The 24,941-nt window shown below is 66.1% G+C and carries 31 protein-coding genes; 21 read left to right on the top strand and 10 right to left on the bottom strand.

Going from position 1 to position 24,941, the window contains the following annotated elements; all coding sequences use genetic code 11:
* Positions 1-28 precede the first annotated feature (28 nt).
* From MMF98_RS13335 to MMF98_RS13325, 3 genes are all read left to right on the top strand, one after another.
* Positions 29-391 (top strand): DMT family protein, encoded by a 363-nt coding sequence (locus MMF98_RS13335; RefSeq protein ID WP_243306766.1) that lies wholly within the window; start codon positions 29-31, stop codon positions 389-391.
* A gap of 97 nt (positions 392-488) precedes the next feature.
* The gene (locus MMF98_RS13330) at positions 489-1,136 is read left to right on the top strand and encodes a DUF47 domain-containing protein (protein WP_243306765.1); all 648 of its coding nucleotides are present in this window, start codon (positions 489-491) and stop codon (positions 1,134-1,136) included.
* Between the two features lie 107 nt (positions 1,137-1,243).
* Positions 1,244-2,254 carry an inorganic phosphate transporter gene (locus MMF98_RS13325; protein WP_243306763.1) on the top strand — a complete coding sequence of 337 codons (1,011 nt, stop codon included), beginning with the start codon at positions 1,244-1,246 and terminating at the stop codon, positions 2,252-2,254.
* A 9-nt stretch (positions 2,255-2,263) separates the two neighbouring features.
* On the opposite strand, the gene MMF98_RS13320 is transcribed toward MMF98_RS13325, so the two are convergent.
* From MMF98_RS13320 to MMF98_RS13310, 3 genes are read right to left on the bottom strand one after another with little or no spacing between them, the layout of a single operon-like run.
* On the bottom strand, positions 2,264-2,809 hold the full coding sequence (locus tag MMF98_RS13320; protein WP_243306761.1) for a GNAT family N-acetyltransferase: 546 nt from the start codon (positions 2,807-2,809) through the stop codon (positions 2,264-2,266).
* A gap of 39 nt (positions 2,810-2,848) precedes the next feature.
* The gene (locus MMF98_RS13315) at positions 2,849-3,295 is read right to left on the bottom strand and encodes a TM2 domain-containing protein (RefSeq protein ID WP_243306760.1); all 447 of its coding nucleotides are present in this window, start codon (positions 3,293-3,295) and stop codon (positions 2,849-2,851) included.
* 16 nt (positions 3,296-3,311) lie between these two features.
* Complete coding sequence (locus MMF98_RS13310; RefSeq protein WP_243306759.1) at positions 3,312-3,836, bottom strand: GNAT family N-acetyltransferase; 525 nt, start codon at positions 3,834-3,836, stop codon at positions 3,312-3,314.
* 121 nt (positions 3,837-3,957) lie between these two features.
* On the opposite strand from MMF98_RS13310, the gene rpsP reads away from it, so the two are divergent.
* From rpsP to hisC, 7 genes are all read left to right on the top strand, one after another.
* The gene (gene rpsP / locus MMF98_RS13305) at positions 3,958-4,209 is read left to right on the top strand and encodes a 30S ribosomal protein S16 (protein WP_243306758.1); all 252 of its coding nucleotides are present in this window, start codon (positions 3,958-3,960) and stop codon (positions 4,207-4,209) included.
* A gap of 8 nt (positions 4,210-4,217) precedes the next feature.
* On the top strand, positions 4,218-4,784 hold the full coding sequence (gene rimM / locus MMF98_RS13300) for a ribosome maturation factor RimM (RefSeq protein ID WP_243306757.1): 567 nt from the start codon (positions 4,218-4,220) through the stop codon (positions 4,782-4,784).
* Positions 4,785-4,829: 45 nt separating this feature from the next.
* The gene (trmD, locus tag MMF98_RS13295) at positions 4,830-5,597 is read left to right on the top strand and encodes a tRNA (guanosine(37)-N1)-methyltransferase TrmD (RefSeq protein WP_243306756.1); all 768 of its coding nucleotides are present in this window, start codon (positions 4,830-4,832) and stop codon (positions 5,595-5,597) included.
* 98 nt (positions 5,598-5,695) lie between these two features.
* Positions 5,696-6,076, top strand: a complete 381-nt coding sequence (gene rplS / locus MMF98_RS13290) for a 50S ribosomal protein L19 (RefSeq protein WP_243306755.1) — start codon at positions 5,696-5,698, stop codon at positions 6,074-6,076.
* Positions 6,077-6,148: 72 nt separating this feature from the next.
* Complete coding sequence (locus tag MMF98_RS13285; protein WP_243306754.1) at positions 6,149-6,859, top strand: CoA pyrophosphatase; 711 nt, start codon at positions 6,149-6,151, stop codon at positions 6,857-6,859.
* Positions 6,860-6,917: 58 nt separating this feature from the next.
* On the top strand, positions 6,918-7,904 hold the full coding sequence (locus tag MMF98_RS13280) for a CobD/CbiB family protein (protein ID WP_243306753.1): 987 nt from the start codon (positions 6,918-6,920) through the stop codon (positions 7,902-7,904).
* Positions 7,905-7,969: 65 nt separating this feature from the next.
* On the top strand, positions 7,970-9,067 hold the full coding sequence (gene hisC, locus MMF98_RS13275; RefSeq protein WP_243306752.1) for a histidinol-phosphate transaminase: 1,098 nt from the start codon (positions 7,970-7,972) through the stop codon (positions 9,065-9,067).
* Positions 9,068-9,113: 46 nt separating this feature from the next.
* Here the strand turns inward: hisC and MMF98_RS13270 are convergent, their stop codons facing one another.
* The 4 genes from MMF98_RS13270 to MMF98_RS13255 all read right to left on the bottom strand — a co-directional run bounded on the left by MMF98_RS13270 (position 9,114) and on the right by MMF98_RS13255 (position 13,283).
* Positions 9,114-10,574: an RCC1 domain-containing protein gene (locus MMF98_RS13270; RefSeq protein ID WP_243306751.1), complete on the bottom strand. Its 1,461-nt coding sequence runs from the start codon at positions 10,572-10,574 to the stop codon at positions 9,114-9,116.
* Between the two features lie 175 nt (positions 10,575-10,749).
* A complete protein-coding gene (gene rsgA / locus MMF98_RS13265) occupies positions 10,750-11,670 on the bottom strand; it encodes a ribosome small subunit-dependent GTPase A (protein WP_243306750.1) in 921 nt (306 codons plus the stop codon).
* Positions 11,671-11,694: 24 nt separating this feature from the next.
* The gene (locus MMF98_RS13260) at positions 11,695-12,030 is read right to left on the bottom strand and encodes a 4a-hydroxytetrahydrobiopterin dehydratase (RefSeq protein WP_243306749.1); all 336 of its coding nucleotides are present in this window, start codon (positions 12,028-12,030) and stop codon (positions 11,695-11,697) included.
* Complete coding sequence (locus MMF98_RS13255; protein ID WP_243306748.1) at positions 12,027-13,283, bottom strand: M48 family metallopeptidase; 1,257 nt, start codon at positions 13,281-13,283, stop codon at positions 12,027-12,029. Before MMF98_RS13255 ends, MMF98_RS13260 begins: the two co-directional genes overlap by 4 nt.
* Positions 13,284-13,341: 58 nt before the next feature.
* Here MMF98_RS13255 and orn point away from each other — a divergent pair, with 58 nt between their 5' ends.
* Positions 13,342-13,914 carry an oligoribonuclease gene (gene orn, locus MMF98_RS13250; RefSeq protein WP_243306747.1) on the top strand — a complete coding sequence of 191 codons (573 nt, stop codon included), beginning with the start codon at positions 13,342-13,344 and terminating at the stop codon, positions 13,912-13,914.
* Between the two features lie 204 nt (positions 13,915-14,118).
* Entirely contained in the window at positions 14,119-15,972 is a 1,854-nt protein-coding gene (locus tag MMF98_RS13245) for a DEAD/DEAH box helicase (protein ID WP_243306746.1), read from the top strand.
* Positions 15,973-16,065: 93 nt separating this feature from the next.
* Here MMF98_RS13245 and MMF98_RS13240 read toward each other — a convergent pair whose 3' ends face one another.
* Positions 16,066-17,295, bottom strand: coding sequence for a multidrug effflux MFS transporter (locus MMF98_RS13240; protein WP_243306744.1), 1,230 nt, complete (start codon positions 17,293-17,295; stop codon positions 16,066-16,068).
* Positions 17,296-17,547: 252 nt separating this feature from the next.
* On the opposite strand from MMF98_RS13240, the gene MMF98_RS13235 reads away from it, so the two are divergent.
* The 7 genes from MMF98_RS13235 (at position 17,548) to MMF98_RS13205 (ending at position 22,565) form a co-directional block, all read left to right on the top strand.
* Positions 17,548-18,804 carry a tyrosine-type recombinase/integrase gene (locus tag MMF98_RS13235; RefSeq protein ID WP_243306742.1) on the top strand — a complete coding sequence of 419 codons (1,257 nt, stop codon included), beginning with the start codon at positions 17,548-17,550 and terminating at the stop codon, positions 18,802-18,804.
* A gap of 235 nt (positions 18,805-19,039) precedes the next feature.
* A complete protein-coding gene (locus tag MMF98_RS13230; protein WP_243306741.1) occupies positions 19,040-19,282 on the top strand; it encodes a hypothetical protein in 243 nt (80 codons plus the stop codon).
* A 3-nt stretch (positions 19,283-19,285) separates the two neighbouring features.
* Entirely contained in the window at positions 19,286-19,951 is a 666-nt protein-coding gene (locus MMF98_RS13225) for a hypothetical protein (RefSeq protein ID WP_243306740.1), read from the top strand.
* Positions 19,952-20,059: 108 nt separating this feature from the next.
* Entirely contained in the window at positions 20,060-20,302 is a 243-nt protein-coding gene (locus MMF98_RS13220) for a helix-turn-helix transcriptional regulator (RefSeq protein WP_243306739.1), read from the top strand.
* Positions 20,302-21,612 carry an AAA family ATPase gene (locus tag MMF98_RS13215; protein WP_243306737.1) on the top strand — a complete coding sequence of 437 codons (1,311 nt, stop codon included), beginning with the start codon at positions 20,302-20,304 and terminating at the stop codon, positions 21,610-21,612. Before MMF98_RS13220 ends, MMF98_RS13215 begins: the two co-directional genes overlap by 1 nt.
* A 75-nt stretch (positions 21,613-21,687) precedes the next feature.
* Positions 21,688-21,963 (top strand): cytochrome c-type biogenesis protein CcmH, encoded by a 276-nt coding sequence (locus MMF98_RS13210; RefSeq protein ID WP_243306734.1) that lies wholly within the window; start codon positions 21,688-21,690, stop codon positions 21,961-21,963.
* A 386-nt stretch (positions 21,964-22,349) separates the two neighbouring features.
* Entirely contained in the window at positions 22,350-22,565 is a 216-nt protein-coding gene (locus tag MMF98_RS13205) for a hypothetical protein (RefSeq protein WP_243306733.1), read from the top strand.
* A 26-nt stretch (positions 22,566-22,591) separates the two neighbouring features.
* Here MMF98_RS13205 and MMF98_RS13200 read toward each other — a convergent pair whose 3' ends face one another.
* Entirely contained in the window at positions 22,592-22,966 is a 375-nt protein-coding gene (locus MMF98_RS13200) for a hypothetical protein (RefSeq protein WP_243306732.1), read from the bottom strand.
* A gap of 95 nt (positions 22,967-23,061) precedes the next feature.
* Here MMF98_RS13200 and MMF98_RS13195 point away from each other — a divergent pair, with 95 nt between their 5' ends.
* The gene (locus MMF98_RS13195) at positions 23,062-23,556 is read left to right on the top strand and encodes a hypothetical protein (protein WP_243306731.1); all 495 of its coding nucleotides are present in this window, start codon (positions 23,062-23,064) and stop codon (positions 23,554-23,556) included.
* 125 nt (positions 23,557-23,681) lie between these two features.
* On the opposite strand, the gene MMF98_RS13190 is transcribed toward MMF98_RS13195, so the two are convergent.
* A complete protein-coding gene (locus MMF98_RS13190; RefSeq protein WP_243306730.1) occupies positions 23,682-24,335 on the bottom strand; it encodes a hypothetical protein in 654 nt (217 codons plus the stop codon).
* Positions 24,336-24,599: 264 nt separating this feature from the next.
* Here MMF98_RS13190 and MMF98_RS13185 point away from each other — a divergent pair, with 264 nt between their 5' ends.
* Positions 24,600-24,818, top strand: coding sequence for a helix-turn-helix transcriptional regulator (locus MMF98_RS13185; protein WP_243306729.1), 219 nt, complete (start codon positions 24,600-24,602; stop codon positions 24,816-24,818).
* Positions 24,819-24,941 lie beyond the last annotated feature (123 nt).

The following is a 24,941-nucleotide window of genomic DNA, read 5'->3' as shown; positions in this document are numbered from 1 at the left end:
GCCGGGGGCGGCGGATAATCGAGCCACCATGCAAGCCCTCCAGTCCCTGCCGGTCCTGCTGCAGACCGTTCTCCTGCTGATCGCCAGCAACGTGTTCATGACGTTCGCCTGGTACGGCCACCTGAAGAACCTGGCGGCCTCGCCCTGGTACGTGGCGGCGCTGGTGAGCTGGGGCATCGCGCTGTTCGAGTACCTGCTGCAGGTGCCGGGCAACCGCATCGGCTACACGCACTTCAACGTGGGCCAGCTCAAGATCCTGCAGGAGGTGATCACACTGAGCGTGTTCGTGCCGTTCGCGGTGTTCTACCTCGACCAGCCGCTCAAGTGGGACTACCTGTGGGCCGGGCTGTGCATGGTGGGCGCGGTGTACTTCATCTTCCGCGGCGCCTGAATTTTTCCGGCGCGGGGCTCGCCGCAAAGCGGGCGGTTAAACTCCCGCCTGTCACAAAAACGTCACATTCCCGACATAACTCCCCCAGGAGCGATTGATGCTGTTTGGCAAGCTGTTGCCGCGCGAAGGCAATTTTTTCGAGATGTTCAACCAGCACGCCGACCGCATCGTGGAGGCGGCGCGAGCCTTCTCCCAACTGGTGGCGAACTACAACGACGCCCATCTGCGCGAGCAGTACAACCGCGATGTGGACAACGCCGAGCGCGCCGCCGACCGCGTGACGCAGGAGGTCAACCGCCTGCTGCACAAGACCTTCATCACGCCGATCGACCGCGAGCAGATCCACTCGCTGATCAACACCATGGACGACGTGGCCGACCTGATCCAGGACTCGGCCGAGACCATGGCGCTGTACGACGTGCGCCACATGACCGACGAGATCACGCGCCTGACCGACCTCAGCGTCAAGTGCTGCGAGCGCGTGAAGGATGCCGTGCGACTGCTCGACAAGATCGCCGATCCGAGCACGGCCGAGGCCGCGCTCAAGACCTGCGAGGAGATCGACCGGCTCGAATCCGACGCCGACCGCGTGATGCGCGCGGCCATGAGCAAGCTGTTCCGCGAGGAGCCGGACGTGCGCGAGGTCATCAAGCTCAAGGCGATCTACGAGCTGCTGGAAACCATCACCGACAAGTGCGAGGACGTGGCCAACCAGATCGAGGGCATCGTCCTCGAGAATTCCTGAAGAACATGGCTTGGGCGCCCGCCGCTGCGCGGCCTTCGCGGATCCCCGTTGGGGCCGCGCATGGCCTGGGGCGGCCCGGCGCGGCGTTCGAGCGAGGCTGAATTCCTATGCAAACTGTGCAAGTCGCCCTGTGGGTTGTGGTGGTGCTGGTGTTCCTGGCGCTGGCCTTCGATTTCATGAACGGTTTCCACGACGCGGCGAACTCGATCGCCACCGTGGTCTCGACCGGCGTTCTCAAACCCACCCAGGCCGTGCTGTTCGCGGCCTGTTTCAATTTCATCGCCATCTTCATCTTCCACCTGAGCGTGGCCGCCACCGTGGGCAAGGGCATCGTGCACCCGGGCGTGGTGGACGTGCACGTGGTGTTCGGCGCGCTGGTGGGCGCCATCACCTGGAACGTGGTGACCTGGTACTACGGCATCCCGAGCAGCTCGTCGCACGCGCTGATCGGCGGCATCGTGGGCGCGGTGATCGCCAAGGCGGGCGCCGGGGCGCTGGTCGCCGGGGGCATCTGGAAGACCGTGGCCTTCATCTTCGTGTCGCCGCTGCTCGGCTTTCTGCTCGGCTCCGTGATGATGGTGGCCGTGTCCTGGGCCTTTCGCAGCGCCACGCCCTCGCGGGTGGACCGCTGGTTCCGCCGGCTGCAGCTGGTGTCCGCCGGCGCCTACAGCCTGGGCCACGGCGGCAACGACGCGCAGAAGACCATCGGCATCATCTGGATGCTGCTGATCGCCACCGGCTACGCGGCCGCGGGCGAGAGCACGCCGCCGCTGTGGACCATCGTGAGCTGCTACATCGCCATCGCCGCCGGCACCATGTTCGGCGGCTGGCGCATCGTCAAGACCATGGGCCAGAAGATCACCAAGCTCAAGCCAGTGGGCGGCTTCTGCGCCGAGACCGGCGGGGCGCTCACGCTGTTCCTGGCCACGGCGCTGGGCATTCCGGTGTCCACCACCCACACCATCACGGGCGCCATCGTCGGCGTCGGCTCCACGCAGCGCGCCAGCGCGGTGCGCTGGGGTGTGGCCGGCAACATCGTCTGGGCCTGGATCTTCACGATCCCCGCCAGCGCCTTCGTGGCGGCGATCGCCTACTGGGTCAGCCTGCAGGTGTTCTGAGGCGCAGCCTCAGCCCGCCAGCGTCGGCGGGTTCGGGTGCAGGCGCGCCATCGAGAGGCTGTCCACGTAGCGGCCATGCTTGAGCGCATAGCCCCTGTGGCGGCCTTCCTCGACGAAGCCCAGGCTGCGGTAGAGGGCCGCCGCGCGCTCGTTGTCGGCATGCACCTGCAACTCGATGCGCAGCACGCCGGCCCAGTGGTCGGCCCAGTCCAGCAGCCGCACGATGAGCTCGCGGCCCAGGCCCCGGCCCTGCCAGCCGGGCGCCAGGCCAATGGCCAGGCTGCGCACATGGGCGCGCCGCAGGCTCGGTTGCGGCGAATGCAGGCTGGCCATGCCGATCACCTGGTCGCTAGCCACCGCCACGAGCCTGCAGCCTGAGGAGTCAACCCGCTGCAGCATCTCCAGGCGCGAGGCGATGGGCATGTCGGGCAGCTGCAGCGTGCCCTCGAAGGTGCCGGGCTGGCCCAGCAGCGCGGACATCGCCGCCGCATCGGCCGGTTCGGCGCTGCGGATCAGCCATGCCGGGGTGCTTGCCGGGTGGGCGGTCTTCTCCATGTCGGTCCTTCGGGGCAGGTCAGGGGCGGGCGGTGGCCCTTATTGTGAGATCTTGCGCGCTTCCTCGATCTGGTATTCGAAATAGCGCTGGAAGCTGAACACGATGCTGGCCATCAGCACGCCTGCGCCGACCATCAGGGCGAGCACGAGCGCGCCGACGGTGAGCCAGTTGGTTTGGCCCGGTGCCGCGTCCGGCGCCGCGGTGGGATTGAATTTCGCGTTCCATTTCTCGGGCGTCATGAGCCCGTAGAGGATGGCCGTGAGCGCGCAGCCTGCGAAGGTGAAGCCCAGCAGGGGGATCAGCACCCAGCTGAACTGGTCGTCCAGCCCGAACTGCTGCACGCGCTGGATGCCATACACCCCCAGCGCGGTGGGGATCGGCAGCAGCCAGCCCGGCAGGTCGCCCAGGCCGTAGAGGTAGAAGCGGTGCAGGCCCAGCGGGCCGCCGAGAAATGCCAGCCAGGCGGCGACGGTCTTGTTTTTCATGAGAGGGATTCCCGGGTTATTGCAGCGGCGGGCGGCTGTCGCCGGCGCCCAGCGCTTTTTCCATCAGCACCACGTCGCGCCACTGGCCGAATTTCCAGCCGCAGGACTTGAGCACGCCCACCGAGGTGAAGCCCGCCGAGCGGTGCACGCCGATCGAGCCCGCGTTGGCCGAGTCGCCGATCACGGCGATCAGCTTGCGGATGCCGGCCGCCTCGGCGCGGGCCGACAGTTCGGCCAGCAGCGCGCGGCCCAGGCCGCGGCCATGCGCGTCGGGCGCGAGGTAGATCGAGTCTTCGGCCGAGAAGCGGTAGGCCGGGCGCGGCTTGAACCAGTTGCAGTAGGCAAAGCCCAGCAGCCGGCCGCCGTCCTCGGCCACGAGGTAGGGCAGGCCCTTGGACAGCACGTCGGCGCGGCGGGCGGCCATGTCCTCGGGGGAGGGCGCTTCGGTTTCGAAAGAACCCGTGCCATGCAGCACGTGGTCGGCGTAAATGGCGGCGATGGCGGCAATATCTTCGTCGCGACTGGGGCGGATGATGGTCATAAAGACTTAAAACGATATAATGGAAAGCTTTTCAGCGTGTCGCTGGCCGGGTGGCCATGTCGCGTGTCTCAACGTTGGAAGAAAACTGCTGGAAGAAATTCCACCACCCGAAGGATAAATCATGGTCGTCATTCGACTCTCCCGCGGCGGCTCCAAAGGTCGTCCGTTCTTCAACATCGTTGTGTCCGACAAGCGCGTGCGCCGTGACGGCCGCTTCATCGAGCGCATCGGTTTCTACAACCCGATCGCCAAGGACAACGAGGAAAGCATCCGCATCGCCCAGGACCGCCTGACCTACTGGAAGGGCGTGGGCGCCCAGGCCTCCCCCACGGTGGACCGCCTGATCAAGCAAGCCGCCGCCAAGGCCGCCTGACTGCACTGATGCTGCCCGGCCTCGAAGCCGCCGCATTGCCGGCGGATGCCATCGAAGTCGGGCGCATCGCCGATGCCTGGGGCATCAAGGGCTGGTTCAAGGTCCTGCCCTACAGCGCCGATCCCGAGGCGCTTTTTTCATCCAAGCGCTGGTACCTGCTGCCGGCCGAGAAGGGCGCCAAGACCTTCGCCGGCACGGCCCTGTTGCGCGTGCGCGAAGCCAAGACGCATTCCGACACCGTGGTCGCCAGCGCCCATGAGGTGGACGACCGCGCCGCGGCCGAAGCCCTGAAGGGCGCGCGCATCTTCATTCCCCGTTCGAGCTTTCCCACGGCAGCGCCGGACGAGTACTACTGGGTCGACCTGCTCGGCCTGGACGTGGTCAACCGCGAAGGCGTGGCGCTGGGCCGGGTCCGGGACCTGCTGTCCACCGGCCCGCAGACCGTGCTGGTGCTCGACTATGCGGGCGAGGACGGCAAGGCGCTGGAGCGCATGATCCCGTTCGTGTCCGCCTACGTGGACGGCGTGGACCTCGCTGCCCGCCGCATCACGGTCGACTGGCAGGCCGACTACTGAGCCGCAGCCGGCCCAGCCGGCCCGCGCCCTGTTTACCATTGCGCCATGCGCTTCGACGTCGTCACCCTGTTTCCTGAACTGTTCGAGCCGTTCCTCGCAAGCGGCGTGACGCGCCGCGCCTACGAGACCGGCCTGGTGCAGGTGCGGCTGTGGAACCCGCGCAACTTCGCCCAAGGCAACTACCGTCGCGTCGACGACCGCCCCTTCGGCGGCGGGCCGGGCATGGTGATGATGGCCGAGCCGCTGGCGCTGTGCCTGCAGGCGATCCGCGCCGAGCGGGGCGACGCAGCGCCCGTGGTGCTGTTCTCGCCGATCGGCCGCGCGCTGGACCATGCGGGCGTGGCGGGCTGGTCGGCCAGCGCCGGCGCCGTGCTGGTGTGCGGCCGCTACGAGGGTATTGACCAGCGGTTCATCGACGCCCATGTGGACCTGCAGATCAGCCTCGGCGATTTCGTGCTGTCGGGCGGCGAGATCGCCGCCATGGCGCTGCTCGACGCGGTGGCGCGGCTGCAGCCCGGCGTGCTCAACGACGAGGGCAGCCACCAGCTCGACAGCTTCAACCCGGCCCTCGACGGCCTGCTGGACTGCCCGCACTACACGCGCCCGGAAACCTGGAAAGGCCAGAAGGTGCCCGAGGCGCTGCTGTCGGGCCACCATGCCCAGATCGAGCGCTGGCGGCGCGACCGGCGGCTGGAGCTCACGGCGCGCCACCGACCGGACCTGATCGCGGCCGCGCGGGCCGCCGGCCGGCTCGACCGCGCCGACGAGGCCACACTGGCCCGCGCCGGCACGGCTGGCCACGAGCGCGCGTAACTTGTTATAATCAAAGGCTTTTCGATCCTCTGGCCGGCCGCCGGCACCTCTGGGTGCAGGCCTTTTGCGTAGCGCGGACATGATCATCTGAGGAAACCATGAACCTGATCCAGACCCTCGAGCAGGAAGAAATCGCCAAGCTCGGCAAGAAAATCCCCGAATTCGCACCCGGCGACACGGTCATCGTGAACGTCAACGTGGTCGAAGGCACGCGCAAGCGCGTGCAGGCCTACGAAGGCGTGGTGATCGCCAAGCGCAACCGTGGCCTGAACAGTGGCTTCACCGTGCGCAAGATTTCCAGCGGCGAAGGCGTGGAGCGTACGTTCCAGACCTACAGCCCGCTGATCGCCAGCATCGAAGTCAAGCGCCGCGGCGATGTTCGCCGCGCCAAGCTGTACTACCTGCGTGAGCGCAGCGGTAAGTCGGCCCGCATCAAGGAAAAACTGACCCTCAAGGCCACGGCGCCGGCAGCCCAGTAATCCACGCTGCCAGCCCCTGTCCGCAGACCGCCACAGCTTGATGCTCGTGGCGGTTTTTTCGTTGTGGAGCCCATGACTTCTTCGCCTTCCCAACCCGTCGTCTCGCTGTCGAAGCTGCCGAATTTCGATCCGCGCCGGATTCCGGTGATCGGCACCGACGCGCACCTGCCGAAGGTGGAGCGCGAGGCGCTCGGGGCCGAGGCGCTGCGCCAGCGCTTCGCCCACCCGCCGCGCTGGCAGCCCGAGGTGGTGCTGGAGAAGAAATTCGCCGACCGCCAGCCCGCCCACGCCTCGGTGCTGGTGCCGCTGGTGATGCGCGAGCAGCCGACGGTGCTGCTGACCGAGCGCACCGCCCACCTGTCCACCCATTCCGGGCAGATCGCCTTTCCCGGTGGCAAGGCCGACGAGAGCGATGCCGACGACGCCGCCACCGCGCTGCGCGAGACGCAGGAGGAGGTGGGGCTGGACGAGCGCTTCATCGAGGTGATCGGCACCTTGCCGATCTACGTCACCGGCACCGCCTTCATCGTCACGCCGGTGGTGGCGCTGGTGACGCCGGGGTTCGAGCTGCACCCCAACCCCGACGAGGTGGCCGACGCCTTCGAGGTGCCGCTGGCGTTCCTGATGGACCCGGCCAACCACCACCGCCATGCGTTCGAGTGGGACGGCATGCGGCGCGAATGGTTCTCCATGCCCTACCTCGACCATGGCCGGGAGCGCTTCATCTGGGGCGCCACGGCCGGCATGCTGCGCAATTTCTACCGCTTTCTTTCGGCCCGCTGAGCGGGCCCGGCCGGCCACCGGGTGGAGCGAGCCGGGGCGTGGCCGCTATCATCACGGGATGAGCTTTCTAGCGATCCTGTTCGCCCTGCTGATCGAGCAGGCCCGTCCGCTGGCCCGCAGCAACCCGATCCATGCCTCGCTGCGTGCCTGGGCGCGCTGGGTCAGCAGCAATTTCGACGCCGGCCGGGCGCACCACGGCTGGGTGGCGTGGGTGCTGGCCGTGGGCGTGCCCTCGCTCGGCGCGCTGGCCATCCACTGGACGCTGGCGCTGACGCTGGGCTGGCCGTTCGCGGTGCTGTGGAGCGTGGCCGTGCTCTACGTCACGCTGGGCTTCCGGCAGTTCAGCCACCATTTCACCGACATCCGCGATGCGCTCAACGCCGGCGACGAGGCCCAGGCGCGCGAGCTGCTGGCCGAGTGGCAGCAGGTCGACGCGAGCGAGCTGCCGCGCAGCGAGATCGTGCGCCACGTCATCGAGTATTCGGTGCTGGCGGCGCACCGCCATGTGTTCGGCGTGCTGGCCTGGTTCTCGGTGCTGGCGGCGTTCGGCTTCGGCCCGGCGGGCGCGGTGCTCTACCGCATGAGCGAGTTCGTGGCGCGCTACTGGAAGTACCGCAGCAAGGCCAAGAACCACCCGGCCAGCGCCGCGCTGCAGGGCGCCGCGGCCAGCGCCTGGACCGTGATCGACTGGCTGCCCGCGCGCATCACGGCGCTGGGCTTCGCGGTGGTGGGCAGCTTCGAGGAAGCGATCGACTGCTGGCGCAACCACGCGCAGCGCTTTCCCAATGACAACGACGGCGTGATCCTCGCTGCCACCTCGGGCGCGGTGAACGTGCGCCTGGGCGGCGAGGCGCTGAAGGCGGCCTACACGCCCAACACCTCGCAGAGCTTCCAGGCCGGCGTGATCGGGCAGGACAGCGAGTCCACCCCGGGGCGCGAGCCCGAGCTGGCGCATCTGGCGCAGATCGTCGGCCTGGTCTGGCGCTCGGTGGTGATGTGGATGGTGCTGCTGGCACTGCTCACGCTGGCCCGCCTGCTGGGCTGAAATTTTCAATCAAAAGCGGCTGATGTCCGCGTGCAGCGGTCATTGGGCGCTATCTATTCAGGAGCATGACGTTGCGCTCGGATGAATCCTTCTGGAGCCCGCAGGTCCGCCAGCTGGTGCCCTATGTGCCCGGCGAGCAGCCGAAGATCCCCCACCTGGTCAAGCTCAACACCAACGAGAACCCGTACCCGCCGTCGCCGCGCGTGGTGCAGGCCATCGCGGCCGCGGCGCAGCAGGGGCTGCAGCTCTACCCCGATCCCGAATCCACGGCGCTGCGCGAGGCGGTGGCCGCGCACCATGGCCTCGACGCGGCGCAGGTGTTCGTGGGCAACGGCTCCGACGAGGTGCTGGCGCATGCCTTCTTCGCGTTCTTCCGGCAGGACCGGCCGCTCCTGATGCCCGACATCAGCTACAGCTTCTACCAGGTGTACTGCGCGCTGTATGAGATCCGCTGCGAGCCGGTGCCGCTGGATGCGGCGCTGCGCATCGACGTGGCGGCCTATGCGCGCCCCGCTGGTGGCGTGGTGGTGGCCAACCCGAACGCGCCCACCGGCGTCGGCCTGCCGCTGGCCGCCATCGAGCAGCTGCTGCGCCTGCATCCGCGCCAGGTGGTGCTGGTGGATGAGGCCTATGTGGACTTTGGCGGCGACAGCGCCATCGGCCTGATCGGCCGCCATCCGAACCTGCTGGTGGTGCACACCCTGTCCAAGTCGCGCTCGCTGGCCGGCTTGCGCGTGGGCGTGGCCTGCGGCCAGCCGCACCTGATCGAGGCGCTGGCGCGGGTCAAGAACAGCTTCAACTCCTACCCGCTGGACCGCCTCGCGCAGGCCGGCGCGGTGGCGGCCTATGAGGACCGCGCCTACTTCGACGAAACCCGCCGCGCCGTGATGCACAGCCGCGAGGGCCTGGCGCTGGCGCTGGAAGACCTGGGTTTCGAGGTGCTGCCTTCGCAGGCCAACTTCGTGTTTGCACGTCACCCGCGGCATGACGCGGCGGCGCTGGCCGCGGCCCTGCGCGAGCGCGGCGTGCTGGTGCGGCATTTCCGCCAGCCGGCGCGCATTGCGCAGTTCCTGCGCATCAGCGTGGGCACGCCGGCGCAGTGCGAGGCGCTGGTGCAGGCGCTGGGGCCGCTGGTGGCTCAAGCCGGCGCCGGGCCGGCCTGAGCAGAGCGCTGGCGGCGGCGCGGCGCCGCCGCCGTTCGCCCGCGTCTTACTTCCAGTAGACGCTGCCGCCGAGGACGGCCGTGGGGGCGGGCCGGCTGGTCGTGGTGCCGTCGCCGAGCTGGCCGGCACCGTTGCCGCCCCAGCAGGCCGCGGAGCCGTCGGCCTTGAGGGCGCAGGTGTGGCTGGCGCCGGTGGCCACGGCCGCCACGCCGCTCACGCCGGCTACCGCGACGGGGGCGGTCTGGTTCGCGGTGTTGCCATTGCCAAGCTGGCCATTGAAGTTGAAGCCCCAGCAGGCCAGCGTGTTGTCGGACTTCAGGGCGCAGCTGTGGGAGTAGCCGCTGCTCAGGGCGATGGCACCGCTCAGGCTGGACACCGCCACCGGCGTGCCGCTGTTGGTGGTGGTGCCGTTGCCGAGCTCGCCGTTGCGGTTGTAGCCCCAGCAGGCGATGCTGCCGTCGGCCTTCAGCGCGCAGCTGTGGGAGTCGCCCAGCGCCAGCGCGATGGCGTTGCTCAAGCCGGTGACGGCCACGGGGGTCGAGGCGGTGGTCGAGCCGGTGACGCCATTGCCCAGCCGGCCATACAGGGTGGTGCCCCAGCAGGCGACGGTGCCGTCGGACTTGAGTGCGCAGCTGTGCGAACTGCCCACGCGCAGCGACACGACGCCGCTCAGGCCGGTCACGGCGACCGGCGCGGACTTGAGCACCTGCGTGCCGTCGCCCAGCTCACCGTTGCCGTTGCTGCCCCAGCAGACCACGGTCGCATCGGACTTCAGGGCGCAGGTGTGGTTGCCGTTGGCGTCCAGCGCCACGGCATCGGTCAGGCCGGTGACGGCCACGGTGCTGGTCCGGTCCACCACCGAGCCATTGCCGAGCTGGCCTTGGGTTCCCGCGCCCCAGCAGGCCACGCTGCCGTCGCTCTTCAGGGCGCAGCTGTGGACGAAGCCGGCCGCCAGGGCCGTCACGTTCGTGAGGCCTGCGACGGCCACCGGGGTGCTGTTGTTGTTGGTGTTCGTGCCGTCGCCGAGTTGCCCGCGGTAGTTGTTGCCCCAGCACGCCACAGTGCCGTCGGGCTTCAGGGCGCAGGCGTGGTCATTCGTGCTGCTCACCGGCTCGCTCACGACCACGGTGGTCCGCGTGCCGGTGAGGGCGGTGCCATTCACCACGGCGCTCAGGCTGCTGTTGAAGCTGCCGGCCTTGGACCAGACATGCGTGGCCGGGTTGGTGGTGCCCGCTGCGCTGCCGTCGCCCCAGTTCCAGGTGATCGAGGTGGCCGTGCCGCTGCTCAGGGAGGCGCTGTTGCTGTGGACCGTGTTGGCCACCACGCGCGCCGGTGCGCTGACGGTGATGGTCGGGGTGGTCACGGTGGGGGTGGTCGGGCCCGGCGGGATGGGGTTGCCGGGCGCCAGCAGCGTGCCGTCGCTCCCGCCGCAGGCGGTCAGCGCCGCGGCGAGAGACAGGTTGAGGAGGAGGAAGGCAGAGTGCCTGCGAAGGAAAGAGAGTTTCATATGGTTGGAAACTTTATGTAAAAAACGACAGCGGATTATGGAAGGGCGCTGTGTCTTCATGGGGGTGTATGCAGGAATTTGCGGTATTTGCCACAAATGGGGCCCGCGCGATGCCGATCGGTCTTGACAAGACCCGATGCCCTCGTTCTCGCGGCACTGGCTGCCGCCGGCGGCATCAGTACGCGGGGCGCGACAGCTCGGCGAACAGGTCGCTGTAGATCTTGTAGCGCCTGGCGCTGATGCTGCCCGGACTGTCGGCAGACTGAACCTCGGCCCTGACGCCGCAGCCCGGCTCGTGCAGGTGGGTGCAGTTGTAGAACCTGCAATTCGCCACATGGGGCCGCAGGTCGGGCATGCAGGCGGCGAGCTGCATCGGGTCGATGTGGTGCAGGCCGAACTCCTGGAAGCCGGGCGAGTCGATCAACGCCGTGCTGCGCGCCGCGTCCACCCAGTACCAGGTGGTGCTGGTGGTGGTGTGCTTGCCCGAATTGAGCGCCTGCGAAATCTCGCCGGTCTGCGCCGTGGCGCCCGGCACCAGCAGGTTGATCAGCGTGCTCTTGCCGGCGCCCGAGGGGCCGAGCACCAGCGTGGTTTTGCCCTGCAGGTGCTGCAGCAGGTGGGCGTGGTCCACGTCCCTGGACAGGCGCAGCGACAGCGGCAGCACGCCGTAGCCCATGCGCTGGTAGGGCAGCAGGCGTTCCCAGGCGCGCTCGAAGGGCTCGACCAGGTCGCTCTTGTTGAGCGCGATCAGCGGCGTGATGCGTTCGGCCTCGGCCGCGATCAGCGCGCGAGAGAGCTGGCTTTCGGAGAATTCGGGCTCGGCCGCGATCAGGATCAGCACCAGGTCCAGGTTGGCCGCGAACGACTTGGTGCGGATCTCGTCCTGCCGGTAGAACAGGTTGCGCCGCTCCTCGATCTTCTCGATCGTGCCTTCGTCCTGCGAGGCCTGCCACAGCACCCGGTCGCCCACCACCACCTGGCTTTTCTTGCCGCGCGGATGGCAGATCACGCGCTGGCCTTCGGGCGTCTCCACCAGGCAGTGGCGGCCGTGGCTGGCGACCACCAGGCCAGGGTCGAGCGTGGCGCGCTCAGTCAAGCGGCCGCCCCGGGCTCAGCGGCATCAGGCCAGCAGCGCATCGATGTGCGAGGCGCAGTCGATATCGGTCACGGAGATGCCCTTCACGTCGTGCGTGTTGAAGCGCACCACGCAGCGGTTGTAGTGCACCGAGAGGTCGGGGTGGTGGTCCTGCGCGTTGGCGATGAAGGCCACGGCGTTCACGAACGAGATGGTCTCGTAGTAGTTGGCGAAGCGATAGGTTTTCTCGATGGCGACGTCGGCGCCGTCGCCGCTGAGCGTCCAGCCCTCCAGCCGGGCCAGGGCCGCAACGACCTCGGGCGCGCTCAGGGCCCGCCGCGTCTGGGTGGACCAGTCTTTTGTCTTCAGCATGGTGCTCATGGGGCCATCCTTGCCAGCCGTTCCGAGGCCGGCGGGTGCGAGTAGTAGAACTTGACGAACAGGGGGTCGGGCGTCAGCGTCGAGGCGTTGTCCTCGTACAGCTTGAGCAGGGCGGTGGACAGGTCGCGCCCGCTGGTCTGCGCCACGGCATAGGCGTCGGCCTCGAACTCGTGGCGGCGCGAGAGCTGCGCGAACAGCGGCGAGACGAAGAACGAGAACACCGGCACGGCCAGCAGGAACAGCAGCAGCGCCAGCGCATCGTTGGGCGCGCCCATGTTGGGCCGCACGCCCAGGCCGGTGTAGAACCAGGTCTGCGTGGACAGCCAGCCCAGCAGCGCGAAGCCCGCCAGGCTCATCGCGAACAGGCTCACGATGCGCTTGATGATGTGCCTGTGCTTGAAGTGGCCGAGTTCGTGCGCGAGCACCGCATCCACTTCGCCGGGCGAGAGCTTGGCCAGCAGCGTGTCGTAGAACACCACGCGCTTGGCCGCGCCGAAGCCGGTGAAATAGGCATTGGCGTGCGCGCTGCGCTTGCTGCCGTCCATCACGAACAGGCCCTTGGCCGCGAAGCCGCAGCGCTGCATCAGCGCCGTCACGCGGGCTTTCAGCGATTCGTCTTCCAGCGGCTGGAACTTGTTGAACAGCGGCGCGATGAACGTGGGGTAGATCAGCAGCAGCAAAAGGTTGAAGCCCATCCAGACACCCCAGGCCCACAGCCACCAGAGGCCGCCCGTGGCGCCCATCAGCCAGAGAATCAGCGCGGCGATCGGCAGGCCGATGGCGGCACCGACCAGCGTGGACTTGAGCAGGTCGGCCAGCCACAGCCGCAGCGTCATCTTGTTGAAGCCGAAGCGCTGCTCGATCACGAAGGTCTGGTAGAGCGTGAACGGCAGGTCGATCAGGCCGCCGATCAGCGCGAAGGCGGCCAGCAGGGCGAGCTGCTGCACCATGCCGCCGCCGAGCCACGCCAGCAGCGCCTGGTTCAGCGCGTCCAGGCCGCCCAGCAGCGTCCAGCCCAGCAGCACGGCCGTGCCCAGGGCCAGCTCCAGCAGGCCGAAGCGCGACTTGACCACGGTGTAGTCGGCGGCTTTCTGGTGTGCCGCCAGGGTGATGGTGTCGGCGAACGCGGCGGGCACGGTATCGCGGTGGCGCGCCACATGGCGGATCTGGCGCGTGGCCAGCCAGAACTTGAGGGCCATGCCGACCACCAGGAAAGCAGCGAACGCCAGCGTCAGGACATCGGGGGAAGACATACGGCCAAGTTTAGGCGCAATTCAGGGGGCTGCCGCGGCATGGGCGACAATCCCTCGCATGCCTGATGCCATTGCCACTCTCCCCAAATCCGACCAGAACCTGGTCTGGCTCGACTGCGAAATGACCGGCCTCGATCCCGAGAAGGAACGCCTGATCGAGATCGCCGTGATCGTGACCGGCCCCGACCTCACGCCGCGCATCGAGGGCCCGGTGCTGGTGATCCACCAGAGCGACGAGCAGCTCGACAGGATGGACGCCTGGAACAAGGGCACGCACGGCCGCAGCGGCCTGATCGGCAAGGTGAAGGCGTCCACGCTGACCGAGGCCGACGCCGAGCAGCAGCTGCTCGACTTCATCAAGCAGTACGTGCCGAAGAACGGCTCGCCCATGTGCGGCAACACCATCAGCCAGGACCGGCGCTTCCTGGTGAAGTACATGCCCAGGCTCGAAGCCTTCTTCCACTACCGCAATCTCGACGTCAGCACCCTCAAGGAACTGGCCAAGCGCTGGCGGCCCGAGGTCTACAACGCCTTCAAGAAGCAGCAGAAGCACACGGCGCTGGCCGATGTCCATGAGTCCATCGACGAGATGGCGCACTACCGGGAGCACTTCCTCAAACTGGGGAATTAGGTAAAAACCCGAATCCATGCGATAATCGCAGGCTGCGCTGCCAAGGGGCGGCACATTTGCACATCTCCCTTCACACACCGGACTCCACGATTCGAGTCCACCGCGCCGGCCCAAGGCGCCGGCTCCGTTTGATGGTTGATGTTTTTTAACCATTGACGGAGCGGCCGCACACCCTGTTGCGGCGCTCGCGTGTGAGTACTTCTCATGACTGACGCTTTCGACGCGAAGGGCGAGGCTTTGCCTTCCCAATCCTTTGACGAATCCTTTTCCGAGCCGGCCGAGATGCTGGCCGTGAACCCCGCGGACACCGAGGCCGCGCCGGCCGTGCCCAACGGCTTCGTGAAGCTCGGCCTGGCGGCCGAACTGCTGCGCGCCGTGGAAGACCTCGGCTACACCCAGCCCACCCTGGTCCAGGAGAAGGTGATCCCGCTGGCCCTGCCGTCGGACGACAGCGCCGGCCAGGGCGCCGCCAGCTACACCGACCTGATGGTCTCCAGCCAGACCGGCAGCGGCAAGACCGCGGCCTTCCTGCTGCCCGTGCTGCACACGCTGCTCACGCAGCAGGCGCAGGCCGAGGCCCGGGAGCGCGCCGATTTCGATCGCGCCGTGGCCGAAGCCGCCGCCAAGGGTGAGCCGGCGCCCAAGCGCCCCAAGCGCAAGGACCCGACCAACGCCCGCAACTTCAAGGCCGCCACGCCCGGCGCACTGATCCTGTGCCCGACGCGCGAGCTCGCGCAGCAGGTGGCGCATGACGCCATCGGCCTGGTGCAGCATTGCCGCGGCCTGCGCATCGCCAGCGTGGTGGGCGGCATGCCCTACCAGCTGCAGATCGCCAAGCTGCAGAACGCCAACCTCGTGGTGGCCACGCCCGGCCGCCTGCTCGACCTGCAGCGCTCGATGCAGATCAAGCTCGACCAGGTGCAGTTCCTGGTGGTCGACGAAGCCGACCGCATGCTCGACCTGGGTTTCTCCGACGACCTGGCCGAGATCAACCAGCTCACCATCGAGCGCCGCCAGACCATGATGTTCAGCGCCACCTTCGCGCCGCGCATCCAGCAGCTGGCCGCGCGCGTGATGCGCCAGCCGCAGAAGGTGCAGATCGACAGCCCGCAGGAAAAGCACGTCAACATCAAGCAGGTGCTGTTCTGGGCCGACAACGCCCAGCACAAGCGCAAGCTGCTCGACCACTGGCTGCGCGACGCCTCGATCAACCAGGCCATCGTGTTCGCCAGCACCCAGGTGGAGTGCGACGGCCTGGCCAACGACCTGCAGCAGGACGGCTTCAGCGCCGTGGCGCTGCACGGCGCCCTGAGCCAGGGCCTGCGCAACCGCCGCCTGATGGCGCTGCGCAACGGCCAGGTGCAGATCCTGGTGGCCACCGACGTGGCCGCGCGCGGCATCGACGTGCCCACCATCACCCACGTCTTCAACTTCGGCCTGCCGATGAAGGCCGAGGACTACACGCACCGCATCGGCCGCACCGGCCGCGCCGGCCGCGACGGCATCGCCGTGACCTTCGCCGAGTTCCGCGACCGCCGCAAGATCTTCGACATCGAGGGCTACAGCCACCAGCAGTTCAAGGCGGAAGTGGTGCCGGGCCTGGAGCCGCAGCAGCGCTTTTCCGACGCGCGCCCCCCGCGCGGCAACTTCGGCGGCCACCGCGACGGCCAGTCGCGCGACCGCAAGTTCGGTGGCGGCAACCGCGGCGGCTTCGGTGGCGGCTTTGGCGGTGGTTTCAATGACAGAAATGCCAGGGGTCCGCGTCAGGTGGGCGCCGGCAGCTATCAAAACAATAGCGGCGGTGATTTCGCCGCGCGCGACGACCGGGGCGGCGAGCGCCGCGAGGGCTTCAGCTACGAGCGCAAGGGCGGCTTCAACGACCGCTTTGCCGGCGCTCCGCGCAACGAAGGCTTCGCACCGCGCGGCGACTTCGCCGGCCGTGGCGGCAAGCCCGCTTTCGGCAAGCCGGCGTTCAGCAAGCCCGCCAAGCCGGGCGGCGGCGGCAAGGTGTTCGTGCCGCGCGACGCCAAGAAGCGCGTGGCCCGCTCCGACCGCTGACCGATCACGCCGCCGGCTGCCCGCCGGCGACGGCAACGCCCGCCCAGCCCTCAGGCTTGGCGGGCGTTGTGCTTTTGAGGAGGCCGGTTCGGCCTACTGCGCGATGGCCCGGCCGATGTCCGGCCAGCGGCGATGCAGCCAGACCCAGGCCACCAGGCCGATGCACATCATCAGCAGCGACCCGAGTGCCAGCCAGAGCGTGGAGTGCATGATCAGCGGCGCCACCACGCCGGCCACCACGCCGTTGGCGGTGGAGCCGATGAAGGCCTGCAGCGACGAGGCCATGCCGCGCCGCTCGGGGTAGAGGTCCAGCACCAGCAGCGTGACCACGGGCACCATCAGCGCCCAGCCGAACGCGAACACCGCGATCGGCAGCAGCGACCAGGCCGGGTGCGGTGGCAGCAGCAGGTTGGCCACCACGTTGACCAGCGAGACCGACAGCATGATCACGAAGCCATGGCGGATCTGCTGCTTGGGCACGACCCGGCCCGCCATGCGGCCGCTGGCCCAGGCGCCCGCCATGATGCCCGCGATGGTGAGCAGGAAGAACCAGAAGAACTGCGTGGGCTGCAAGGCGAGGTGGTCGCCGAGGAAGGCCGGCGCGGCCAGCACGTACAGGAACATGCCGTTGAACGGCACGCCGCTGGCCAGCGCCAGCAGCAGAAAGCGCGGGCTGGAGCCCAGCTGCCAGTAGCCCCGCATCAGGTGCCGCACCTCGAAGGGCTGGCGCTGGTCAGGGTGCAGGGTTTCCGGCAGCAGCTTGTAGTTGGCGCTCCACAGCAGCACGCCCACGCCGGTGAGGAACCAGAAGATGCTGTGCCAGCCGGTGTGCACCAGCAGCCAGCCGCCCACGATGGGCGCGATGGCGGGCGCCACGCCGAAATAGATCGTGACCTGGCTCATCACCTGCTGCGCCTGCGCCGGCGGGAACATGTCGCGGATCACGGCGCGCGACACCACGATGCCCGCGCCGGTCGACAGGCCCTGCAGCGCGCGGAAGAACACCAGCTGGCCCACGCTCTGCGACAGCGCGCAGCCGGCCGAGGCCAGCGTGAACACCGCGATGCCCCACAGCACCACGGGGCGGCGGCCGAAGCTGTCCGCCAGCGCGCCGTGGAACAGGTTCATGAAGGCAAAGCCGAACAGGTAGGCCGACAGTGTCTGCTGCATCTCCACCGGCGTGGCGCCGAGCGAGTGCGCGATGCCCGAGAAGGCGGGGATGTAGGTGTCGATCGAGAACGGCCCGAGCATGCCCAGCACGGCCAGCAGGGCGGCCAGGGCCCAGCGGGGCGCACGCCACAGGGTGTCGGCATCAGGATTCATGAAGCCTCCCAAAACGAAAGGGACTTGACCTCGCGGCCAAGTCCCTGTGAAGGTGGTGGGTCCTGTAGGATTCGAACCTACGACCTACGGATTAAGAGTCAGAATTTTCCACGGGTGATGCTGGTTGATTTTCTCGTCCTTCAGCGGGAGCCTGTTGAAGTTTTCGCAAGTTTTGATAATTACCGGTAAGCTTCACTCCTACGCCAGCCACTTCGCCGATCAGCGCGAAGGAGGCGCGGCGGAGGAGCAAACATGGCCTTTCTTGAGAAAAAACTGACTGACTCTGTCGCGCGTGGCGTCAAACTGCCAACAGCGGGCGAGGTGCTTTGGTGGTGTCCAGAGACACCTGGGCTGGGGCTGCGGGTCTCTGCCACGGGCGTCAAGTCGTACATCATGGAGCGATACATCGCCGGCAAAAACAAGCGCCGCACGCTCGGCCGCGCTGTGGGCGCGGCGGCCATCTCGGCGGATACGGCGCGCAAGCTCCAGATCACGTTCTCGAGCGAATTGCAGTCGGGTGTGGATCGCGTTGTAGACGCCAAGGCTGCTCGCAAAGTGGCGCCGGCCGAGGCGACCACGTTGGCCGAGGCTGTCAAAGTTTACGTGCGCGACAAACGGCGCGCCAAGGATGGGCTGCAGCTTTCGGCTCGCACCAAGGCGGACTATCTCGACATGGTCAAGAAGGGTGGGACGAACAAGAGCGGCGAGCCTTTCATGGATGGCTACCTGTACACGATGGCTCAAAAGCCGCTGACCAAAATCACTGCCACGCAGATCCGCGAGCTGAATACGCGCTTGGCCGCAACGCGCGGCGAGCGGGGACGCCTTTACGCGTTGCAAGTTCTGCGCGCCGTCCTTCGGTGGCACGGAGTCAAGATCCCGGACTCGCCGCTGGACAAGGACACCGCGGGTCGGGATCGGATCGCGATTCCACAAAATAAGGGCAATCCCACACCCATTCCGCCCGAGAGTCTGGGCGCGTGGTGGGCCGCCGCATCGAGCCTTGACGGTGACGTGACGGCTGACGCCTTGCGCTTCCAGCTGCTTACGGGCACCAGGCCCGGCGAGCTTTTCGGAACTAAGCATGACCCTGACGGGCTGCTAGTGCGAGACGTCGACCTCGCCAAAGGCCGTGTTTTTCTTGAGGACACGAAGAACCGAACGAACCACACCATCATGCTGTCGAAGCAGGCAGCTGCAATTGCGGCTCGCCATTGCGAGGGAAAAAAGCAGGGGCAAAAGGTTTTCAAGACCAGCACTGCCAAGAACGTACTCGCAAAGATAAATCTAGTCGCCGAAGTCAAAGGCATCACGCCTCACAAACTGCGCCACACGTTTGCATCCATTGCTGATGATCTCGTGTCCGCCAGCTCGGTCAAACGCATGCTTAACCACGCCACCGCGGGCGATGTGACGGCAAACAGCTACATAGGCAAAAGCGAAAATCAGCTTCGCGCCGCATGGCAAACCGTGGCAGATTTCATAGAAGAGAGCAGCAAGACTGCATAAATTTCTAGAAACCTTGCTATATTCCAGCTACGCCACCTTCCGAGATCGCCTGGACAACCCAGCACACGGGAGGGAACTTGTGGGCAGCAATGCCTGATTGATTTGAGGACCCGCCGGGGCATAGCCTACGTCCCGGCCAGGTACAGATCAGTTTCTGAGAACAGCCTAACGGCTGGGGTGGCGAGTCGGCCTTTGAGCGTTGATCTTTTTCAGCGCAAACCACAAAGGCCTTCCCATGCCCGAAGCATTTGCAGTTGAAGCTGCCCCCATCGCCGTCGACGAAGTACAGGCCGCCAAAGCGATCAGCCTGTCGGTCCACTGGCTTCGTATGGACCGCCGGACAAAACGGCTCATTCCGTTTTACAAGGTCGGCGGTGCCATCCGGTACAACCTCACCCGTGTTCGCGAAGCGCTCGCCGCGCTCGAGGAGGGCGGACCGCCCAAGCAAAAGCGCACACCCTCACACCGGGCGGGGTGAGCCATGGCACCAACCGAAAATGTTCAGATAACAGGGCAAAGCGCGGACCGCCTGGCGCGGATGCGCGCGATGTTCGAAACGCCGGTCGTCTGGCCCGCGGTGCGCAACTTCCCGGCGCTGACCTTGAGACAGCTCGCCGCGCTGTCAGTCGGCCTGTCGCCCCTGTACGTCGCGCAGGTCAACGACTGGAACGCGCTCGATCCTTCTATGACGGCCGAGGAGCTCAATGAGTTCTTGGCCGACGGCCTGATGGAGGATGCACGCGTGGACGAAGCTAACCACAGGCTGCGCGTGGCTGTGATGAACACCGCACCACTGGGCGCGCTGACCGCAGTCGACGCGGCCGCGCTCGGGCCCGCCGCGGTAGTGCGCGTGGTGGACTTTATCCGGTGGGCGCGGGCGATGGACTGGGTGATGCCAGCCGACTTCATCGGGCTGGCCGCGCCGGCCCCGGTAGCCGCAAAGGACCTGGGCCCCCGCCAGCACACCACCTACCTGAACACCATCGCGGTCCTGCTGGAGATGGTCCTGAGCCCCCGCCCAGGGCGTGACAGCGAGGCCGCGGTCATCGCGGAGATGGTGAACAACTACCCGGACAAGCAAGGCATCTCCACTCGCACCCTTGCTGAGAAATTCGGCAAAGCTAAGCAGAGCCTGCGCGCCGATTGATTCTGCAATTGCACTCGGCAACGGGGCAATTGCAGTGCGCTTACTCCCTGTCGCCACGACATTCACTCCATTGCAACAGCGTCCAAGGACGTACAGGAGTGACCAAGAATGTCCATACTCAGAATGTCGGCCGTGCAGGCGGAGACGGGGTACCGTAGCCGCACCAGCATCTACAACGCCGTCGCCGCCGGCACGTTCACGAAGCCCGTGCACATCGGGCCGCGGTCGGTGGGATGGCCATCGAGTGAAGTGCGCTCGATCAACGCCGCACGCATCGCGGGCAAGTCGAACGAGGAGCTACGCATCCTCGTCACAGCGCTCCACGAAAAGCGCACGCAGGAGGTGGCGTGATGCTCACCCCTACCCTCACCGAGAAATGGGCCGGGCTGGGCGCCTGGAGCCCCTTGGCTGCGCTGAAACGCGTTGGCGAGACCAAGTGGCTTGTCGACGGCATCGTTCCCGCAGGCTCGATCAACTGGATGGTGGCCGCCCCCGGTTCGTTCAAAACGTTTCTTGCCTTGGACATGGCCTCCTGCGTGGCGGGCGGCCGAGCGTGGCACGGGCGTGAGACAGATCAGGCGGTCGTGGTCTACCTCGCAGCGGAGGGTGGCAACGACATCCACGTGCGGAGAGCCGCTATTGACTTGGCTGCGGGCGACACCGGGCCCCTGGCGATCGTTCAATGCCGTCCACGGCTAGATGAAGCTCACGGGCTTGCCTCACTGCTCGGCTACGTCAACGGTGCCGCAGGCGGCCCTCTGGGCGGTCTGCCGTTTCCGGAAATGCATGGCGTGAGCGGTGACCTCGGCCGGAAGTACCTCACCCCAGATGAGATTGCGCACGTCGATGAACTTGAGGCGGACGAGGTCACTTTCGACGATGCCTATGATTTCATCGAGAAGGTTGGCCGGCCGCGTTACAACGCATGGGACGAGGCGATTACCCTCGCTTACGAAAATTGTGCCCACTGGGGGCAGTTCGCGACAAATGTGTTTCTCGTCGTCGACACGTACAGCCAGACCAGCGCCGACGATGCCAAGGGCACAGTCTCACGGTACATCAAGACCCTGCGCGATCTTCAGGACAAGGCGACCGCGCTAGGCGGGACCGTGACGGTCCTAGTCGTGGACCACACCACAAAGTCGGGCGACAGCTACATGGGCAGCTTGGCCAAAGAAGGCGACAGCGACACCATGATCGAGGTGGACAGGCCGGGCGACGGCTACTCGGTGACAGTCAAGTGCGCAAAGATGAAGGGGGGCATCCCCTTCGCGCCGATCCACCTGGACATGAAGCCGGTCGCGCTCGATGGGTTCACCGATGCGCTGGGCCGGCCGCTCACCAGCCTAGTGGTCACCGACGGCGAGCAGTCGCACAAGGTGCGCGCCGTCGCCGGCGCCGATAAGGATACGTCGGCTGCCGTTGTTCTCACCGTTCTCACCAGCGCCGGGCCGTGTGGCAAGGACACGCTGAAAAGGCACTTCCTCGCCCACGGTGCCAACGCAGGGAAAAACCCGGCCACCGCAGCGCGCAATTTTTTGCGCGGACTCCAAAACCTCAAAGATGAAGGCGTCATTGCGGAGCAAGCGGATGGGCTGATCGCGCTCGCTGAAGGTGTCGACCTCCCAGCTTCAGACATCGGACACCACCCCCTTTCGTAGAAAGAGGGCGTGTCTGTCTGCCTTGTCGTGTCCGTCTCCAGTGAGCGGACACATCGGACACGACAGGCAGACAACATGTCCGAATTCCAACCTGCAAATGACAACAGATTCATACCCACAGGAACGAACATGCAAAAAATTACGTTTGGGCCAGAGTTGACCAAAGCCATCAACCGCACGGCGCAGGCCTTGGTGACGCAAGCCTTTGCCGCGGTGCGTGCTGACCTTCAAAAGCAAGCGCGCGAAATGTTGACGGCTGGCAAGAGCCGAGCAGAGGTCGAGACCTTCATGGTGCGCGAGGGCCTTCCGCGAGTGTTTCGCCCGCCTGAGGAGCCGTGTGACCTGGCCTGATCGCATTTCCGATGCCATCGCCCGGGCGCGCGCGTGCACGCGCGCGAGGCTTGAGCTTCGCCGTTTACCGAACAGTACGCATTACGCGCGCTCGCATACGCACGCGAGGAGCGTACTCGATGGCGACACGTCGTGCACAAAACTGACACCTGACAAGCACTGCAGTTTTCCGTCGTTCACCGAGCCTAGTGCGGCGCGCAAATTTGACACTGATAGCTGGTTTTCTGACACATCGCCCGGGCGCGCGTACACGCGCACGCGAGGCGCCGGCTCGATCACCGCTGAGTTTCCGCAAGCATCGCGCGTGAGCCCCTCGAGAGGGGTGTGCATAACGCCCGGTCCACGCACGACAGTTCAATCCGTACACCTAAAAGGAGGCACTTTCCATGCCTGTAGCTCTCGACGACATTCCCGTGATCCGTACACCCAACCCTCCGGTTTGTTCATTTCTGCCACCGGACGCAAGGGCGGCCCTGGTGCGCGCCGCCAATACACCGATTGACGGCGACCCGATGGCCAGGGTGAAGGCGATCGAGGCGGTGACAGCACGTGTGAAGCTGCTGCATTCGGAGTTTTTCCAAGCGCCACCTTTGGAGGAGTGAGGGTAGATCGCGCGGGGGCGCGACTTTCATTGCGGCAGCGGCGGGCCCCGCGTGCCCACGGGCTCAGGGCCATCGTAGAGGTGTAGCACCCACGTATGGCCGTACCGCAGCTCGTCGTTTTCAGCAAATCCCTCGACGACTTCCACGCCAGTGATCACCATCCGGTTTTCATCGCAAAAGATGACGTGAGCGTCCTCCAGCGGCGCAGGATCGTCATGCTCGGTGAGCGGGGGCGTGCACTCAAACCTAGCAGTCAAGCTGGGCCGGCACAGAGACATGGAGTTCAACGTGCCGATCCTCAGGATGCCGCGGACCGCCCGTAGGCGCCCCGCCTGCCACCTGGGCACTGTTTTGCCCCCTTGGCGCGCCCGCATCATGTCCCAGATCAACACTTTTTCCATCGACGGAAGGATACTGGATGTATACCCAGTACACTACGACAATCGGCAGGCCTTTACTGCAGGAGACTGCGGTGTGCACACTCGAAAGGGGATGTATGGACGATGTCAACCCGCCAGCACCGCTGCTGGCAGATTTGCGAACCTGCGTGGAGCCAGCTGCGGGTGCGCGGTTCGTAGGCTTTGTCGTGGCCCGGCGCCGCGGCGAGGACGGGCGATACAGTAGGTTCGCTCAGCGCTTCGATGCTCCAGGTCTGCACGCGTCCGAGCGAGCAGCGAAGCAAGCCGCGGAAGACCTCGTATTGCCCATCAGTCGAGGCGAGGTCACAGTGCCAGCTCAATACGCACAGAAAAAATTCGAGGGCTACCGGCTGCGTGCCCATGCCCTGTACGACATCGGGACGATGAAGTGGCAGGGGCGGCTCGAGATCAAAAAGCTTGAGCCGCCAAGGCAAGGTGACGTGCAGCACGTCGGTGGGGAGGGGTCGCCCTTCGCCGCCAACCAGTTCGCCCAGCGCGATCGCGCCATTGGCTTCGCTATCGAGCACGGCGAGCGCATGGTGCTCGGCCTCGTTCAAGGGCTCAAGCAGTAGTGTCGATAGGCAGCTTCACCAGCCGCGTGGGGTCCTCGGCCTGGTGCAGGTAGTGCTCCACCGGCGGCAGATTGGGCGTTGCCATGGCCGCCCGTGGAGGAGTGAGGCACGTCCGCTTGACAGGCTCAAATCAAAAGACTGTCGATCAACTCGCGCGTAAGCTTTATGGCGGCGGCCACATCATCACGGCCGAACTCATCCCACTGAGCGTGTGTAGCTTTCGTCCTTACGCCAGCGGCTGCACGGGCACGCTTAGCTTTGATTTCAATCAACACGCCAGTCTTAACGAGTGTGGAAATCAACTGTTCAAGTTCCACTCCTTTTTGCGGGATCTGCCTCTTTTCGCATGCCTTCCGAATCGTGTCCTCAAACACCACGCCGGCAATGACTCCAGCCTGGGCTGTCTTGTTCCCTTGGAGGTAGTGCTCAGCCTGATCGAGAAAGTCGTCAAAGACCTCAGCCCGAACAGCGTCCGCAACCTTGTTCACAACTCCTGCTTTTACGTCAATGAGTAAGGCGACCAAAATTGCCGTGAGCTTCCCCACTTTGTCGGCCTCACCGTTGGTTGCGAGAGCAAAGATGGCCATTTGCTGATACGACGACGTCGGGTCCGGATAGATGACCTTAATCAAATTCGTTGCTGAAGCAATCCACCCTGAGCACTCTTGGATCATCTGGCGGCCCGAATGGTCCAGGTATTGCGGCGTTGAGGCGCCGATTACTTTGCCGCGCTCGATCAACGCGTGTGCTCTGTCTAAAACCGATTGCTCAACGGACATCCAGCCACCTCAAAAGTTGTTGACGCGGAAACGATACGGCCGTCAAGTTTAAGCCGTGCCATTGCGGACGGTTCAGGCGGACCACCCCCGCCCCCTATGCGCTCCCGCTGGTGCATGAGTCACCTCAGGGGGCTGTCGTTGTGCGAGGGGTGCGCGTAAGTGTGCGAGGGCGGGCGATAGTGAGCCGGGGTGCACGTAACAGCGCACACCGCTGCGACAGTTGCCGAAGGGGTGCAGGTAAGCGGCCCCATCCAACCGAACATCATGCCCATGGTCAAAACAGAAACGCACATCGACCCATTCATTCCGCGCGCCGTTGCACGAGCGAAGTTCCTTGGTGGCATCTCGCGCACGACGCTGCGCAAGTGGGAAGCCTCTGGAGTTCTGCCGCCGTGCATCCGCCTTTCGCAATGCACCCAGGGCTGGCGGCAATCCACACTCGAATCATTCCTCGCGGCAAAACAACGAGACGCGCAACCGTGAACGATAACTCTCCCCCCATCAAAACTGCCTGGCAATGGCAGCGAGCGCCCAGCCGATCTGAAATCCTGGCAGATGCCCAAGCCCGCGCCACCGCAGACGCAGTGCGCGCGACGTTCGGCGCGA

The organism is Variovorax terrae (assembly GCF_022809125.1).
Lineage (GTDB): Bacteria > Pseudomonadota > Gammaproteobacteria > Burkholderiales > Burkholderiaceae_C > Variovorax_A > Variovorax_A terrae.
The sequence above is the reverse complement of the archived record's forward strand: the minus strand, read 5'-3'. Positions and strand labels throughout refer to the sequence as shown.